Source organism: Bradyrhizobium sp. Kon10, assembly GCF_055807395.1.
On sequence record NZ_JBVVOZ010000002.1, the window covers coordinates 54,043 to 69,409 of the forward strand.

At 66.1% G+C, this 15,367-nt stretch carries 10 protein-coding genes; 2 read left to right on the top strand and 8 right to left on the bottom strand.

Annotation, left to right across the window (positions count from 1 at the left end; all coding sequences use genetic code 11):
- Positions 1–18: 18 nt before the first annotated feature.
- Both AC0L2O_RS03355 and AC0L2O_RS03360 read left to right on the top strand, forming a co-directional pair.
- Positions 19–759 (top strand): metallophosphoesterase family protein, encoded by a 741-nt coding sequence (locus AC0L2O_RS03355; protein WP_473368949.1) that lies wholly within the window; start codon positions 19–21, stop codon positions 757–759.
- A 76-nt stretch (positions 760–835) separates the two neighbouring features.
- Positions 836–1,279: an SRPBCC family protein gene (locus tag AC0L2O_RS03360; RefSeq protein WP_473368703.1), complete on the top strand. Its 444-nt coding sequence runs from the start codon at positions 836–838 to the stop codon at positions 1,277–1,279.
- A gap of 81 nt (positions 1,280–1,360) precedes the next feature.
- Here AC0L2O_RS03360 and AC0L2O_RS03365 read toward each other — a convergent pair whose 3' ends face one another.
- The 8 genes from AC0L2O_RS03365 to AC0L2O_RS03400 all read right to left on the bottom strand — a co-directional run bounded on the left by AC0L2O_RS03365 (position 1,361) and on the right by AC0L2O_RS03400 (position 15,058).
- Positions 1,361–2,374, bottom strand: a complete 1,014-nt coding sequence (locus AC0L2O_RS03365; RefSeq protein ID WP_473368950.1) for an ATP-dependent DNA ligase — start codon at positions 2,372–2,374, stop codon at positions 1,361–1,363.
- Positions 2,375–2,519: 145 nt separating this feature from the next.
- Positions 2,520–2,840 (bottom strand): thioredoxin, encoded by a 321-nt coding sequence (trxA, locus tag AC0L2O_RS03370; RefSeq protein WP_007598398.1) that lies wholly within the window; start codon positions 2,838–2,840, stop codon positions 2,520–2,522.
- Between the two features lie 62 nt (positions 2,841–2,902).
- Positions 2,903–6,412 (bottom strand): double-strand break repair helicase AddA, encoded by a 3,510-nt coding sequence (gene addA, locus AC0L2O_RS03375; protein WP_473368704.1) that lies wholly within the window; start codon positions 6,410–6,412, stop codon positions 2,903–2,905.
- On the bottom strand, positions 6,406–9,552 hold the full coding sequence (gene addB, locus AC0L2O_RS03380) for a double-strand break repair protein AddB (protein WP_473368705.1): 3,147 nt from the start codon (positions 9,550–9,552) through the stop codon (positions 6,406–6,408). The genes addA and addB overlap by 7 nt, the downstream gene beginning before the upstream one ends.
- A 220-nt stretch (positions 9,553–9,772) precedes the next feature.
- Positions 9,773–10,495 (bottom strand): nucleotidyltransferase family protein, encoded by a 723-nt coding sequence (locus AC0L2O_RS03385; protein WP_473368706.1) that lies wholly within the window; start codon positions 10,493–10,495, stop codon positions 9,773–9,775.
- Positions 10,496–10,619: 124 nt separating this feature from the next.
- Complete coding sequence (locus tag AC0L2O_RS03390; protein ID WP_473368707.1) at positions 10,620–10,937, bottom strand: PilZ domain-containing protein; 318 nt, start codon at positions 10,935–10,937, stop codon at positions 10,620–10,622.
- 87 nt (positions 10,938–11,024) lie between these two features.
- Complete coding sequence (tsaE, locus tag AC0L2O_RS03395) at positions 11,025–12,545, bottom strand: tRNA (adenosine(37)-N6)-threonylcarbamoyltransferase complex ATPase subunit type 1 TsaE (RefSeq protein WP_473368708.1); 1,521 nt, start codon at positions 12,543–12,545, stop codon at positions 11,025–11,027.
- Positions 12,542–15,058 (bottom strand): sensor histidine kinase, encoded by a 2,517-nt coding sequence (locus tag AC0L2O_RS03400; protein WP_473368709.1) that lies wholly within the window; start codon positions 15,056–15,058, stop codon positions 12,542–12,544. The genes tsaE and AC0L2O_RS03400 overlap by 4 nt, the downstream gene beginning before the upstream one ends.
- Positions 15,059–15,367 lie beyond the last annotated feature (309 nt).

Genomic DNA, 15,367 nt, shown 5'->3' on the forward strand with positions numbered 1-15,367 from the left:
ACGAGACAGGAAATGACAATGCGTTTTGCCGCGATTGCCGACATCCACGGAAACTACCTCGCGCTGGAGGCGGTGCTCGCCGACATCCACGCACACGGCATTGCCGACATCGTCGATCTCGGCGACATGCTGAGCGGACCGCTCGACGCACGGCGGACCATCGAGATCCTGATGCAGCTCGAGGCCGTGCACGTGCTGGGCAATCACGACCGCTATCTGCTCGACCGTTCCCCGGAGAAGATGGGGTCGTGGGACCGTCCTGCGCATGCGCAGCTCGATGCCGCGCATCTCGACTGGCTGCGCGCCCAGCCGGCGACGCGCGTGTTTCGCGACCAGGTCTTGCTTTGCCACGCGACGCCGGACAATGACGAGGTCTACTGGCTCGACACGGTGCACCCCGACGGCACGGTCGCGATGTCGCCGCTGGATCGTATCGAGCAGCTCGCACAAGGCGTCACGCAGTCCCTCATCCTCTGCGCCCACACCCATCTCGCCCGCAGCGTGCGATTGCGCGGCGGCCGTCTGATCGTCAATCCCGGCAGCGTCGGCAGCCCCGGCTATCGCGACAAGCATCCGTTTCCGCATGTCGTCGAAGCCGGCACGCCGCACGCGCGCTATGCGATCCTGGAGCTGGCCCGCGAAGGCTGGTGCGTGACGTTCCGCCAGGTGCCCTACGATCATGAGGCGATGGCAGAGCTGGCGCGTAAAAACGGCCAGCCCATGCTCGCGGCGGCATTGGCCACGGGCTGGATTGGGTAAGCTTTTTTGCTGCAAGCCGTACGCACCCTGCCGATTGACACCTATGACAGGCGCGCATGTAGAATGCGCGTCAGGCATGGGGGTCATCGCAGTGAACCACGAAGAGACCTGGCGCGCAGAATACGGGATCGAAACATCGGCGAACCCGAACGTCGTCTGGAGCATCTTCCAGGATGTGCGTGGATGGAAGACCTGGAACACAGGCATCGAGCACATCGAGATCGACGGGCCGTTCGCGCCCGGAACGTGGTTCACGATGAAGCCGCCCGGACAGGAGACGCTTCGATCACGACTGATCGAAGTTCGCGAGAACCAATGTTTCGTGGACGAGACCAGTGTCGGACCGCTTACCATCACGGTCGCGCATCGCATCGAATCGCTTGGTGTCGGGCGCACCCGCATCGTTTATGCGGCCCAAGCGAACGGGCCCGGCGCTGCCGAGATCGGCCCCGCCGTTGCGTCCGATTTTCCGGAGGTCCTTGCAGCCCTCGCCAAGCTTGCTGAAACAAGGTCGGCATGACGGCACGGGCGCCGTGGTTTGTCCGAGCGTGCGGCAGCCCTGCGGTGGTCTTCCGGGCAACGTCCGCCAGTTCGATCCGGCCTACAGCTGCTGCAGCATCTTCATGGGATCGGCGACCTTCTGCTTCAGCTGCTCGAAGGTGCACTGGCGCGGCGCCTTGTCGGGACGCCAGCGCAGGATCGAAGTGCCATGGCGAAAGCGCTCGCCGCTGAAATGGTCGTAGCAGACTTCGATGACGAGCTTCGGCTTGAGGGGGCACCACTTCGCCGAGCGTTCGGTCGACCATCGGCTCGGGCCGCCCGGTGCGTTGCCGGTGAAGCCGGGTTCGCCGATCAGCGCCTCGAGCCGCTCGGTCAGGTCAGGCTTCTCGTCCGCCTTGATCGCCGAGGTGAAGCCGACATGGTGCAGCAAGCCCTTGTCGTCGTAGAGGCCGAGCAGCAGCGAGCCGACCACCTTGCGACCGGCGATCTTGTTGGTCGCATAGCGAAAGCCGCCGATCACGCAATCGGCGCTGCGGAATTTCTTGATCTTCTGCATGCCGTCGCGCGTGCCCGCCTGATAGGGCAGGTCGATGCGCTTGGCGATCACGCCGTCCGAACCACCGCCTGATTGCGCCAGCCATTTCGTCGCAATGGCGTAGCTCGCAGCGGACGGTGAGAGACGGAAGATGCTGCCCTTCAGATTGGCTTTCGCAAACGCTTCCAAGGCCGGCCGTCGCTCGCTGAGCGGCTTCTCGGCGAGCTTTTTCTCCTTCACGGTCGCGAGCAGGTCGAAAACGAGATAGAGCGCCGGCGTTTCCTGGGACAGCTTCTTCACACGGCTTGCGGCGGGATGAATCCGCTGCAACAGCGCGTCGAAGGAGAAGCCCTTGCCCTGCGGCACGACAATCTCGCCGTCGAGCGCGAAGCGATCGGCTTTCAGCTTCAGGGCCGCAGCAACGATTTCAGGAAAATAGCGCGCGAGATCCTCGCCGGACTTGGAGCGCAGATCGACCCGGTCGCCATCGCGCGACAGCAGACAGCGAAAGCCATCCCATTTTGGTTCGTACTGCCATTCGGCGCCGCGCGGGATCGCATCGACCGAGCGCGCCTCCATCGCAACGAGCGAGCCGGATTTACGCGGGCGCTTTCGGGGAGGGGCGGGCAAGGACAGGGCTCATGATACGCAGGACATGCCCCTTCAACGCAAACGGCCGGCATTTCGCCGGCCGTGTCGAAAATAATTGTGTCGGCGGAGCCGATCAGACGGCGGAGGTGATCCACTGCTGCAGCTTCGCCTTCGGCGCCGCGCCGACCTGGCGGGAAGCCATCTCGCCGCCCTTGAAGATCATCAGGGTCGGAATCGACATCACGCCGTATTTCGACGCGGTCTTCGGGCTCTCGTCGACGTTGAGCTTGACGATCTTGACCTTGTCGCCCATCGCGCCGGCGATCTCGTCCAGCGCGGGTGCGATCATGCGGCAGGGGCCGCACCATTCGGCCCAGAAATCCACGACCACCGGGCCGTTCGCCTTGAGCACTTCGGCTTCGAAATCAGTGTCGGAAACCTTACCAACGGCCATGGAGATACCTCGTACCTGAGAGAAAGGCGCGACGGGAATCGCGCCAAGATCATGGCGTCAACCTATGAACGGCTCCTTGCCGGGTCAAGGACGCTCACATCGAGATGAAGGGATGCCAGCGCCGCGTCCAGCGCGGGCGCGGAAATCTCCATATATTCAAGGGCCTCGGTCCAGAGCAGGACGGCGCGCACCGGCTTCTGGGGATAGAGCCGGGCCAGCACCGCCCGGTACAACGCAAGCTGCCGGACATACGCCGCGGGCGCCTCGGCGGCGGTCTTGGGCGGGCTCTGGTTGGTCTTGAAATCGACGATCAGGACCTCGTCCGACGTCACCACCAGACGGTCGATCTGGCCCGACACCAGCGCCGGCGGCCGGCCCGGCCGCTCCAGCCGGCCGACAATGGCGACCTCCGCCCGGCTGCCGGCGGCAAAGACGGCTGCGAATCGCGGCTCGGCGATCAGCGCGAGCACCTTGTCGGCGAGCGCGGCGCGGTCAGCCTCGGTCCAGTCGGCGGCGTTGCGCGCCATGAAGCCGAGCGCGGCCTCGCGCCGGCGCTCGCTGGCGATGTCGGGCAGGGATTGCAGCAGCCGGTGCACCAGCGTGCCGCGTTGCAGCGCCAGCGCGCGCGACTGGACTGATTCGCCGCTCCGGACCGCGCGGCCTTCCTCGGCCGACTGCCCGGACGGGCGCACCGCATCATCCTCGAGGCTCTCGCGTGGCCCCGGCGTCCGCAGCCAGTCCGGCAGCGCGACCCTCCGGTCCACCGACGCCGCCGGCGTTCCCTGGGCTGCGACATCCTCCGGCCGGGCGAATCGCGTCACCTTGCCAAGCGGGGTCTCGATCGTCTGCTTGTCGAGGCCGGAGCCGGCGAGCCCGGTGTCGATCAGGTCGTACCAGCTGAGCTTGCGCACCGCCTTCCGGTTGCCCGGCAGGCAGCCACCGACGATCAAACGGTCGGCCGCGCGCGTCATTGCGACGTAGAGCAGACGACGGTACTCGTCCTCGGTCTCCTCGAGCATCGCGTTGCGGGCCTCGGCGACCGGCTTCGGATCGTCGGCCTTGCGGCCGGCCCAGACCACGACCTCGCCGCCATTGCCGCGCGGCACCTGGATCAGCTGCAGCCGCTGGCTATCGGAGGGCGAAGAGGTGGTATCGACCATGAACACGACCGAGGCCTCCAGGCCCTTGGCGCCGTGCACGGTCATCACCCGCACCTCGTCGCGCGAGATCTCCATGTCGCGCTTCACCTCGGTGTCGGCCGCGCGCAGCCAGGCCATGAAACCTTGCAGCGAGGCCGGCGCCTTGCGCTCGTAGTTCACTGCAAGCTCCAAAAATTCGTCGAGCGCGTCATTGGCCTCGTGGCCGAGCCGGCGCAGGATGCGCGCACGGCCCCCGTCGCCGCCCAGCAGCCAGGCATAGAATGCGAACGGGGTCTCCTCGCGCGCACGCGCCTCGCAGGCTTCGAGCCGGCGCAGTGCGGCCGCGAACTTTTCGTTGCCCCTCGCCTGTTCGCCGAGCGCGCGGCGCAGCGATCCCTTGCGGTCCCAGGCAAGCTGGAACAGGTCATCCTCGTCGAGCCCGAACAGCGGGCTTTTCAGCGCGACCGCGAGCGCAAGGTCATCCTGCGGCAGCAGCAGCGCATCCGCGAGGTTCATCAGATCGATGATCGCGATATGCTCCGTGAGCTTGAGCCGGTCGGCGCCGGCGACAGGAATGTTGGCATGTTTCAAGGCCTGGATCACGGCATCGAACGCATTGCCGCGGCGGCGCACCAGGATCAGCATGTCGCCATAGCGCAGCGGCCGGCGTTTGCCTTCATGGCCGGTCAGCGTGCCGCTCTCGACCAGCCGCTTGATCTCGGCCTGGATGCGGCGGGAGAGTTTGACTTCCGGACTGGTGACGGCGACGCCGTCGAACGGCGCCCGCCAGCCCTCGATGTCCTGGCGATCGTCGGCTTCCGCAAGGTCCCACAACTCGATCACGCTTGGACCTGCGTCGCTGAGCGCATTGTGCAGGGGATGGCCGATGTCGACCGAATGGATGCTCTTGTAGATCGCGGGCTCGCGGAACACGTGGTCGACCGAGTGCAGGATCGCCGCGCCCGAACGGAACGAATAGGTGAAGGCGACAGGATCGAATTTCAGCCCGGCCGCGGTGAACTTGCGGTGCAGCTCGCGCCGCCGCGCATCGAACTCCCGGGGCTGAGCGCCCTGAAACGAGAAGATCGACTGCTTCTCGTCGCCGACGGCGAAGACGGTTCGGTTGAGGCCTTCGCGGGCGCCTGCGCCGGCCGTGAATTCCGAGATGATGTGCGCGACGATGTCCCATTGCCGCGGGCTGGTGTCCTGCGCCTCGTCGATCAGGACATGGTCGACGCCACGATCGAGCTTGTAGTGCACCCAGCCCGAGGCGACGCGGTCGAGCATCGCCAGTGTCTTGTCGATCAGGTCGTCGTAATCGAGCAGCCCGCGCTCCTGCTTCTCGCGCCGGTAGTTCGCGGCGGCGGCGGTGGCGATGTGCAGGAGGGCGGCGGTCCGGTCGCGCACGATCACGGCGCGGCGCTTCTCGATCAAAGCGTCAAGACGCTGCGCCTCGTTCTCGAACAGGCGGGCCACGGACGGATTGTGATCGCAAAATTTCCTGGTCAGCACCGCCTTGCGCGGCAGCTTTTCGTCGGTGAAGAAGACGCCGAGATAGGCATCGACCTGCGCGCTGCCTGAAAAGACCATTGCCTCGCGCAGACGACCCGCCTGGTCGTTGTCGGATTTGCTGCCGTCGCCCAGCGCAAAGGCGATGTCGTCCCAACGCGACCGTGGCAGGAACGGGCCGTCGACGATCTCGTTCTCGACGCCTTCGATGCGATCGATCGCATCGACGCCCAGCACCGCCGTCATCTGCGCGACAGCGGCTTCAGCGTTGCCGGCCTCGTCGGTCCAGGCCATGAAATGGTCACGGCTCAGACAAGCCTCGCGCACGACCTCCTTGAAGGTGACATCGGCGGCGCTCGCCATCGCGGTCAAAAGCGCGCGGCCGGTGACGCTCTCCGGATCGCGCGCGGCGTCCAGCAGCACCTTCAGATTGGCGCGCTCCATCATGTCGGCCTGGTCGCGCTCGTCCATCACGGCGAAGCGCGCCGGCACATTGGCCTCGAATGGAAATTGCTGGAGCAGGCGCGTGCACAGCGCGTGGATGGTCTGCACCTTCAACCCGCCCGGCGTCTCCAGCGCGCAGGCGAACAGCTTTCGTGCATCGCGCCGCAACTTGGTATTGGGGTGAGGGATTCCGACGTCGCGGATCGCTGCATCAAGAGCCGTATCGTCCAGCGTCACCCAATGGCCGAGCGTGGTGAACACCCGTTCGGCCATGTTGGCGGCGGCAGCCTTTGTAAAAGTGATGCAGAGGATTTTTTCCGGCGGCACGCCTGCCAGCAGCAGCCGGATCACGCGCTGCACCAGCACGTGGGTCTTGCCCGAACCGGCGTTGGCCGAGACGAAGGCCGATGCGGTCGGATCCGAGGCGCGCCTCTGTGTGTCGCGCACGGCATCCGGGATGGGGCGCGGAGCCTTCACCATTCCTCGATCCCCAGTCCACCGGCTGCCGACCATTCCTTGATGCGGGCGAGATCGTCATAGGCGCCGTAGCGATTGGTCCACATCGGCAGGTTCAGGGATGTGTAGGGCTGGTTCACCTCGTCGAACGCCCGGATCAGCGCTTCCAGCTTGGCTCTTGCCTCGGCGGCCGCGGTGTCCGGCGGCTGTGGCTGGTCGCCTTGCTTGACCTTGAGTTCGAGGATGCGCTCCTCGCCCGGCGGATTGTTGCCGCTCAGGCGGACATAGACGAGCTGGCTCACTGACGCGCCGGCGTCGATATCGGGGAAACCGCCTTCGCGCAGGATCGCGGCCTCCAGCGTGAGCTGCGGCGAAAGGCCCATACGGACCTGCTTGCCGGTCGGCGGCTGGCCGGTCTTGTAGTCGAGGATGGCATAGCCGCCGCCCTGGCGCCGTTCGATGCGATCGGCGCGGGCGGAGAGGCGGAAGCTGCGCCCGTGATCGAGTGGGATCGAGATTTCGCCGCGGGTCTCCGCGGTGATCGCCTCGATCGCATCGCGCCGTGCCGTTTCCCATTCGCCAAACCAGCGCGCGATGCGCTGGAAGCGCGGCCACCACAGCGCCCGAGCCTCGGGCCGCTCCATCAGCGGCGCGAAACATTTTTCGCCGATCGCGCGCAGCACGCGGGCGGGATCGTCTGGCAGACGCGAAGCATAGGTTTCAGTGAACTCGCCCAGTGCATCGTGGATCGCCGAGCCGCGGTCGGCCGCCGACAGCGGCATGTCGACGGGATCGAGCGCGTCCAGCCGCAGGATGCGTTTGGCATAGATCGTGTAGGGATCGCGCAACCAGTCTTCGATTTCGGTCACGGACATTTTCAGCGGCCGCGTCGCGCGCGGCGGCCGCGGTTCGGGCTGCTTGATCGGCTTGACCTCGTGGGGCTGGTCCAGCGCGCCTGCGAACTGCACGTATCTCTCGCCGGCGCTGATGGCCGCCTTCCAATGCTCCTCGCCTGCGACTGCTTCCAGCCGGTGCAGGAAGCGTGACGCCACCGCCGGGGCGCCGCCCGCCTTGGCCGAATGGGTCAGGATGACTTCATCGCCGCCGAGCAGTTGTGCGAAATCATGGCCGGAGAGGCCGATGCGCCGCTCCGGCAGATCGAGGCCGAGCTCATGCCGCATCGGCCGGCTCAGCCAGGGATCGATGCGCGGCGCCGGCGGCCAGACGCCTTCGATCAAGCCGCCGACAATGATTCGATCCGCCTGCATCAGCCGCGATTCCAGCGGGCCGTAGATCTGCAGCCGCGCGCCCGGTCTGTCGCGCCGTCGCACCGCGCGATCGCCGAACGCGGTGTGGAACACGTCGGAATAGTCGGGCAGCGGCATCATCAATCCGCTGGTCGTGCCGCCGCGCAGGAGATCGTCGAAGGCGCTCGCGAGTGCGAGACCCTCGCGCTCCTCGAAAGCCAGCGGAATGCCCTGCTCGTCGCGCGACAGTTCGATCAGGATCTCGCGATGTCGATGTGCGAGCTCGGCGAAGTCGTAGGGCGTCGAGGGCGACAGGCTCTCGATCGGGGCCAAGGCTTGTCGCAACGCATCGATCAGCGCCTGGATGCGATCGAGATCTTCCGCCTTGAGACGCGCACGCGGCTCGGCATGATGTAGTGCGGAAACCTCCTTCCGCCCCAGCTTTGCAAGCTCGTCGCGAAAACGGTTGAACTCGCGCAGCAGGCCGGCGGTGCCCGCGGGCGGGCGCGTGCCGCGTAGCACCGCAAGCTCCAGGCGTTCGACCGCCGCCTTCCATGCGCCAGGCAGCCGGCCGAGCCGGCACAACGGATGTTTCAGCATCGCCAGCAGCGTCGGCGGCTCCAATCCCTTCGTCGCCGCCTCCGCCGCGAGGCGCGCAAACACGCCGGCGGAGGTCTCCATCAGCACGTCGCCGCCGGAATCATCGAAGGCGAGATCCCATCGGGTCAGCGCCGCCATCACCCGTCGTGCCAGCGCGCGGTCGGGGGTGACGAGGGCAGCCGACTTGTCCAGATGGCGCGCCTCTCGCATCGCGATCGCAATCGCGAGTGCTTCCATCTCGGGATTGGGCGCCTCGACCACCGCGAGATTTTTCATGCCGGCGGCAATCTTTGCGGCGACGAGCGGCTGCTTCAGCCGGTCGTGCCAGATCTCCGTCGTGGCGGAGGGCCGCATCGATTCGGATGCCAGCAGATCGCGGCCGCCGTCCGCCGGCGGCTGCAGAAGTTCGACATCGCTGCGTTTGATGCCAAAGCGCTCCAACAATGCGTGCAAGGCATATTGCGGATGATTCGACGCCGGATGCTCCGCGAACTTGCCGAGCGCATCGCGCACGCCGCCGATGGTCCGCCAGGCGTCCTCGTCGAGATCGGTGTCGAGACCCGGCAGCACCACTGCGCCGTGCGACAGTGAAGCGACAGCGTGGAGGAATTTCGCGGTGGCCGGCATCGAGCCGGTTGACCCGGCTGCGATCACGGGACCATGGGCATGTGCGGTCAGGCGCCTGGCTTCCGCCGCGATCAGGAGATCGCGCCGCGCCGCGGGCTCGATCCGGTTGATCTCGGCGAGGTGATGAGGCCAGGCTTCGCGCGCAATATGCAGGAACTGGAGCGAGTGCTGCCAATATTGATCGAGCTGATCCGGCACCAGGCCATCGAGCGCGCTCCAATCGACGCCACGTGTCATCATGTCGTCGATCAGGCGTGCGAGGTCCGAGGCCAAAGCAAACGTCGAAGCGGGACCGCCGACCACCAGCGGCGCCAGCACGGGACGCTTGGCCCACGCCGCGACCAAATGCGCCAGCGTCAGCCGCCGCTCCAGTTCGCCGAGCCGCGGTGGAATATCGAGCGGCGTTGCACCGGAAAATTGTTCGCCCTCGTCCGCGAAAGCGAGCTCGTCCTCGTCGATGTCGCCGAGCGCGACGATGCGCGGCAGCACCACCGCATCCGCCTGCATCTCGTCGAGGAAGATCTCACGGACCACGCGCATGGCGCGGCGCGTCGGCAGGTACAGCGTGGCATCCGCAAGCCGCGCCGGCTCCTTGCGCGCCTCGAATCCATCAACCAGCCGGCCGTCGAGCAGAGCCGTCACGACTGTGCGCAGGAACGGAACTGAGATGGGAACAGTGAAAACGCGCATCGGCTGCCTGATTCGGGGATCAGGCGACAATATAGGGAGGCGGACTCAAATGGTCATGAGTGAAGGTGAGGTCGTCCCCGCTGTTCGCCGGGCCGGTACAGGTGGCGTAGGGTGGGGCAAAGGCGCTTGCGCCGTGCCCACCATTCTCCACCGAGGATCAACTTGGTGGGCACGCTGCGCTTTGCCCACCCTACGGCATCGGTGCCGGACGCGGACAGCCCTACGCCACGCTCTCCAGAAACGCCTCTTCCGCGGCGTGCACGGCGTCGGGGGTGCCGACATGCATCCAGACGCCGTCCAGTCGCAGGCCGAACAGGCGCTCCTGCTCGTTGGCGCGGTCGAACATCTTGGTGAGCGAGAACTCGCCGGTCGGCGCGTCCGTGAAGATCGACGGCGACAGGATCGCTGCGCCGGCATAGACGAACGGGACGATCTCTTTTTCCTTGCGCTTGCGCAGCGCGCCGTCGGCCAGCATGCCGTAATCGCCCCGGCCGGTATAGCCGATGCTGGTTGCGGTCGGCGCCATCAGCAGCAGGATGTCCATCCGCGCCGGATCGAAATTCTCCGCAAGCCGCGCCAGGTTGGAGCGCACGCCGTCGATCCACAGCGTGTCGGAATTAACGTGGAAGAACGGCGCGTCGCCGAGCAGCGGCAGGGCCTTGACCACGCCGCCGCCGGTGCCGAGCACCTGGTGGCGCTCGTCCGAGATAGTCACGCGCGGATGCTGGCGGCCCGCGACGTGGTCGATGATCTGGTCCGGCAAGTAATGCACGTTGACGACGGCTTCGGTTACGCCGGCGTGGCCGAGCTTGTCGAGGACGTGGTCGAGAAGCGGTTGTCCGGCCACCGGCACCAGGGGCTTGGGCATCTTGTCCGTCAGCGGACGCATGCGCAGGCCGAATCCTGCGGCGAGCACCATGGCTTTGGTCGGTGTGACGGACATCCTTCGCTTTCTCGAACCTCTGAACTTCGTGTTCGCAGCAATCCTAGCACGAGCCCCGCTCAGCCGCACCGCATCCCAAGGGCCTTAGCGGCCTGGCGTGACGGTTGTACGACGGGTGTTGCCGTTACGCCCCGATGGATGTGGAACGCGTCTTTTTCTTCTTGTCGCCGAGCTTGAGGAAATTGACGCCGATCTGGTCGCCATTGACCCAGGCAAGTTCGCAGCGCCGGTAGGCAAGTCCGGTGGACGACAGCAGCAGAAAGAATTCCTTCAGATGCAGGCCTTCGACCGAGCCGTCGATGGTCAGCTTGGCGCCGGTCTCGGAAACGTCCTCCATGGTGCATTCGCGGCGCCAGGTGCCGTCGATGCCCATCATCTGGGCCGCAATCCCGCGCTCGAAAATAACCCGGCTGCTGCCGCGCTGGTCCGTCTTGACCGCCATCTGCCCCGCTCCAGCCCCGTACTTGCCCGGCTGCCTCCCCGCCAGAATACCGGCGCCTTGGCTAACAGTCGGTAAATCGGCCCCGAATCAGGATTGGGGCGGCGGGACGTTGGCGAGATACCAGTCGCGCAGATGGGCAAGCACAGGGTGCGCCAGCGAGCGCTGAAGGTAGGTCCAGATCCGCGGCTGGTGGCGCAGATAATGCGGCTTGCCGTCGCGGCGGTTCAATCGTGCAAAAGTGCCGAGCAGGCGCGTGTTCCGCTGTGCCGACATGATCGCATAGAGCTCGGCGAAGGCCGCCGGATCGAAGCTCGCATCTGCCGCACGGCGCGTCTTGATGTAGCGCGACAGCAGCGTCAGTTCGATGGTCTCGGGGACATCGATGCGGGCATCCTGCAGCAGCGACACGACGTCGTAGGATTGCGGTCCGAGCACGGTGTCCTGGAAGTCGATCACGCCGAGGCGTTCGATGCCGGTGCGATCGGCAAGCCAGATCAGATTCGGCGAGTGATAGTCGCGGATGATCCACGTTCTCGGCGCTGCCAGCGGCTTTTTGAGCAGCTCGCGCCACATCGCGAAGAATTCCGCGCGCTTTGCATCACTCAGCGGCGCGTTGCGATCGGGCAAATACCACTCCGGCATCAAACCGATTTCGGTCAACAGCGCCTCGGTGTCGAAGACCGGAATGGCGTAGGTCTGCCCATCCAGCGGCAGCGTGTCCGGAAGCGTCTTGCCGTGCAGCGCGGCCAATACATCGGTGGCGGCTTCGTAACGCGCGGTGATCGGGCGCGGCGGATCGCCTTCGATCACGCCTTCGCTGCCGAAATCCTCCGTGATCAGGAAGCCATGGTCGAGATCGGAATGATGGATCGCGGGCGCTGAGATGCCCTGCGCACGCAGGCCTTGGTCGATCGCGACGAAGGGCTTGACGTTCTCGGCGAGATGTACCGCCGCGCTGTAGGATTTTCCATTGTACAGCGCCGCGCCATCGGGGCGCTGCGGAAAGTTCATGAGGATGACGACATCCTCGTCGCGCAACAGCCGCGCATAGGAGCGTGTCGAGGCGTCGCCCGCCATGCGCTTGCGCGTCGCGTTGCTGTAGCCGGAGGCATCGAGGAACTCTCGCAGCGCCTTCAGCCGCGCGACCTGAGCTGCGCTCTTGCCGTGACCCGTGATGTCGGCGGCGCGTGCATTCGAGCCCAGCGCCGGGCGATGCGTCAGCGCAATGTCGATGCGGTCCCCGGGCATCGCTGACGGCGCGCGCTCCGGCCATTCGATCAGGACAAGCGTGGCGTCCGGAAGCGGCGCCAGCCCGATCTCCTCGAGCTCGCTCTCGTCTTCCACCCGATAGAGATCGGCATGCATCACAGGGAATGGCGGCAACTCATAGCCCTGCACCAGCGTGAAAGTCGGGCTCGGCACTTCCAGCGCGTCGTCGCCGGCGAGATAGCGGATCATGGCGCGCGCGGCGGCCGTCTTGCCGGCGCCGAGATCGCCGGTGAGCGTGATGACGTCACCCGGTCCCACTAGCAGCGCCAGATCGGCCATCAGCTGCGCGGTGGCTGTCTCGTTGTGGAGCGCGACGGAGAATGTGGCCGGCGCCGTCATTCGGCGGCGTCGCGTTGCGCCGCCTGGTCGGTCGGGAAGTCGCAGATCACGACCGTGCCCCTGTCCACGATCGAATCCACCCGCACCTTGCCGCCATGCAGCTCGACGAAGGAACGCACCAGCGACAGCCCGAGCCCGGCGCCGCGGTGACGCGAGCCCTGCGAGCGGCTTTCGAACCAGTTGAACACCTTGTCCTTCATGTCGGCAGGTATTCCAGGCCCGGAATCTGTCACAGTGAAGACCACGCTCCGCTCGGTGCGGCGGGCGCTGATGCCGATGCTCGAATCATGTGGCGAAAACCCGACGGCGTTGGCCAGCAGGTTATAGAGCACCTGTACCACGCGCTTCTCGTCGCCGACGAAGCTGCCGACGTCGGGCGCGATTTCGATCTTGAGACGGATGCGGTCGGTGGCGAGCCGGTCCTGGATGCCCTCGGCGGCCAGCTCGATGGCCTTGCTGACATCGACGGGGCCCAGTTCCAGCTTCATGGCGCCGGCGTCGATGGTGGCGAGATCGAGAATGTTGTTGGTGAGGGCCAGCAGCGCGTTGGTCGATTTGGTGACGTAGTCGAGATACTCGGCCTGCTTCGGCGTCAGCGGACCGGTCGAGGGGTCGCTGAGGAAATGCGCGAAGCCGATGATGGTGGTGAGCGGCGAGCGCAGCTCGTAGGAGACGTGGTGGACGAAATCCACCTTCATCTGGTCTGCGGTCTCCAGCGCTTCGTTGCGCTCGCGCAGCGCGCGCTCGACATTTTCGGTGTCGGTGATGTCCAGGAAGGTCAGCATGGTCGCGCCGTCATGCAGCGGACGGATCATGCCGTCGAGCACGCTGCCGTCCTTGCGCTCCAGCTTCAGCGGCACGTCGGCGCGGTTCTCGATCGAGGTGATGGCCTCGCGGATCTGGCGCCAGACGACGGGATCGTCGACCAGCTGCTGGCACCAGCCCTCGACGGTCTGGATATGCGGTTCCTCGCGCATGGCATCGTTCGACAGCTTCCACATGCGGACGAAGGCGGGATTGAACAGCTGCGCCTTGCCATTGCTGCCGAACACCGCGACGCCTTCGGCAAGGCTGTCCAGGGTCTCGCGCTGAACCCGGATCATGCCGTCGAAGCGGCGGGCGAGCTCGAGGCTCTCGGTAACGTCGTCGAACAGATAAGTGACGCCGCCTTCCGGATTCGGCGTGGTGACGACGGAGAGCGCGCGGCCGTCGGGCAGGTACCAGGTGTCTTTCGCGGCCTCGACCGCGCGATAGGCTTCGTGCAGCTTGGCCTTCCAGGCGCGGAAATCCGGCTGCTCCGGCAGTTTTCGTGCGGCGCGGAGCTTGTCGAGCACGCTGGAATCGTCGGGATTGGCATCCAGGAAGCCGCGGTCAAGGTCCCACAGCCGCCGGTAGGAATCGTTGTAGAAGGCGAGCCGGCGCTGGCCGTCGAACACGGCAACGCCGGATGAGAGCTGGTCGAGCGTGCGCCGATGCGCCTCGGCCATCCGCACCAGCGCCGCGCTCAGTGCATCCGCTTCGCTGGCGTCGATCGCGACGCCCACGCTGCCGCTGCCCACATTGACCGCACGCACGTCGTAGATGCGTCGCTCGCCGCCGGTCACGATCGGCAGCCGCGCGTTGAAGTTGGCGGCGTCTTTCAGGCCCCGCTCCATCGCCGCGCGGTCGGCGCTGTCGAGCAGCTCGAGCTTGCGATCCTGGGCGTCGCCGACGCTGGTCGCTTCGGTGGCGCGCACATAAGCCGGGTTGGCGAAAGTCAGCGCGCCGTTCTCGCCCTTGGCCCAGATCGGCCAGGGCGCCGCGGCGGCGAAGCCACGCAGCATCTCGGTCTCGTCGGAGAGCGCTTTGTGGCGCAGATTGGTTTCCGCCAATTCGCGGCGCAGGCCGGAGAGCTCGCGGATCCTGACAATGGCTTGGCCGCCGATGGCACGTCCGAGCGCTTCCAGCGTGTGGCCGTTGGCGGTGGTCAGCGTCAGCTGGAACCCGTCACCGCGTTCGCGCAGGGCATCGACCGCATGATCCATTTGGAGCGCCGGTTCCGGCGGCAACCAGGTTCCGAACGCAAGCACCCGCTGGGGCGAGGAATCGCGCGGCAGCACCATCGAGACATCGCCCGAAATCTGCGCGCGATTGTCGCCGGCCGGCCAGGAGATCAGGACCTGCGGCTCGGCGAACAGCAGCGCGCCGAAGCGATCGGCCTGCAACTGCAGTTCCCTGATCCGCGCGCGCAGCGCCGCCTCGTTCTTTGCGGTGCGCACGCGCGTGCGCATCAACAGGATCGCGGCCACGACCGTAAAGCCGAGCAGGGCCAGCGCGGTGGCCAGCACCGCGAGCTCCTGCCGGTTGAAATCCAGCAATATCGAGAGTGTGTCGACGAGGTCGGCGGCCTTCTCGCTTGCTTTGGCCGGCGCAGCCGGCAACAGCGCTGCGAGAGCGCTTCCGATCAGGCCGTCGCGCACCAAGAATGTGCACGACAGCAACGTCCGACGCATCGACACGATCACGTCTGACATAGTTGCCCCAAGACCGCACGAATCTGCACGCGGCGACCCCCGTCGCGCGCGAATCAAACGACAATACCCTCACCGTGACTCCACCGGTAAGAGTCCAGATCGTGAACGCAAAGGTGGCCCCAAAAAAATGCGGGGCGCGGGGTTCCAGTCCACGCAATTCTGCGGGTGATTCGGTCGGGATTGCTGCGCGGCGGCGCGTTGGATTGCCTGCCACGAAGCCAGTCCGCTCCCTCCTTCGCTTGCGTGGAGGGCCGGGGAGAGGGTGTCTCCGCAATGGGGCACTCCGTGTGTGGGGGAAAGCCCTCACCC

Coding starts and splice junctions, on each gene's coding strand:
- AC0L2O_RS03390 (WP_473368707.1), bottom strand. CDS start 10,937: ATGGCGGTCAAGACGGACCAGCGCGGCAGCAGCCGGGTTATTTTCGAG.
- addB (WP_473368705.1), bottom strand. CDS start 9,552: ATGCGCGTTTTCACTGTTCCCATCTCAGTTCCGTTCCTGCGCACAGTC.
- AC0L2O_RS03385 (WP_473368706.1), bottom strand. CDS start 10,495: ATGTCCGTCACACCGACCAAAGCCATGGTGCTCGCCGCAGGATTCGGC.
- tsaE (WP_473368708.1), bottom strand. CDS start 12,545: ATGACGGCGCCGGCCACATTCTCCGTCGCGCTCCACAACGAGACAGCC.
- addA (WP_473368704.1), bottom strand. CDS start 6,412: ATGGTGAAGGCTCCGCGCCCCATCCCGGATGCCGTGCGCGACACACAG.
- trxA (WP_007598398.1), bottom strand. CDS start 2,840: ATGGCCGTTGGTAAGGTTTCCGACACTGATTTCGAAGCCGAAGTGCTC.
- AC0L2O_RS03360 (WP_473368703.1), top strand. CDS start 836: ATGGGGGTCATCGCAGTGAACCACGAAGAGACCTGGCGCGCAGAATAC.
- AC0L2O_RS03355 (WP_473368949.1), top strand. CDS start 19: ATGCGTTTTGCCGCGATTGCCGACATCCACGGAAACTACCTCGCGCTG.
- AC0L2O_RS03400 (WP_473368709.1), bottom strand. CDS start 15,058: ATGTCAGACGTGATCGTGTCGATGCGTCGGACGTTGCTGTCGTGCACA.
- AC0L2O_RS03365 (WP_473368950.1), bottom strand. CDS start 2,374: ATGGAGGCGCGCTCGGTCGATGCGATCCCGCGCGGCGCCGAATGGCAG.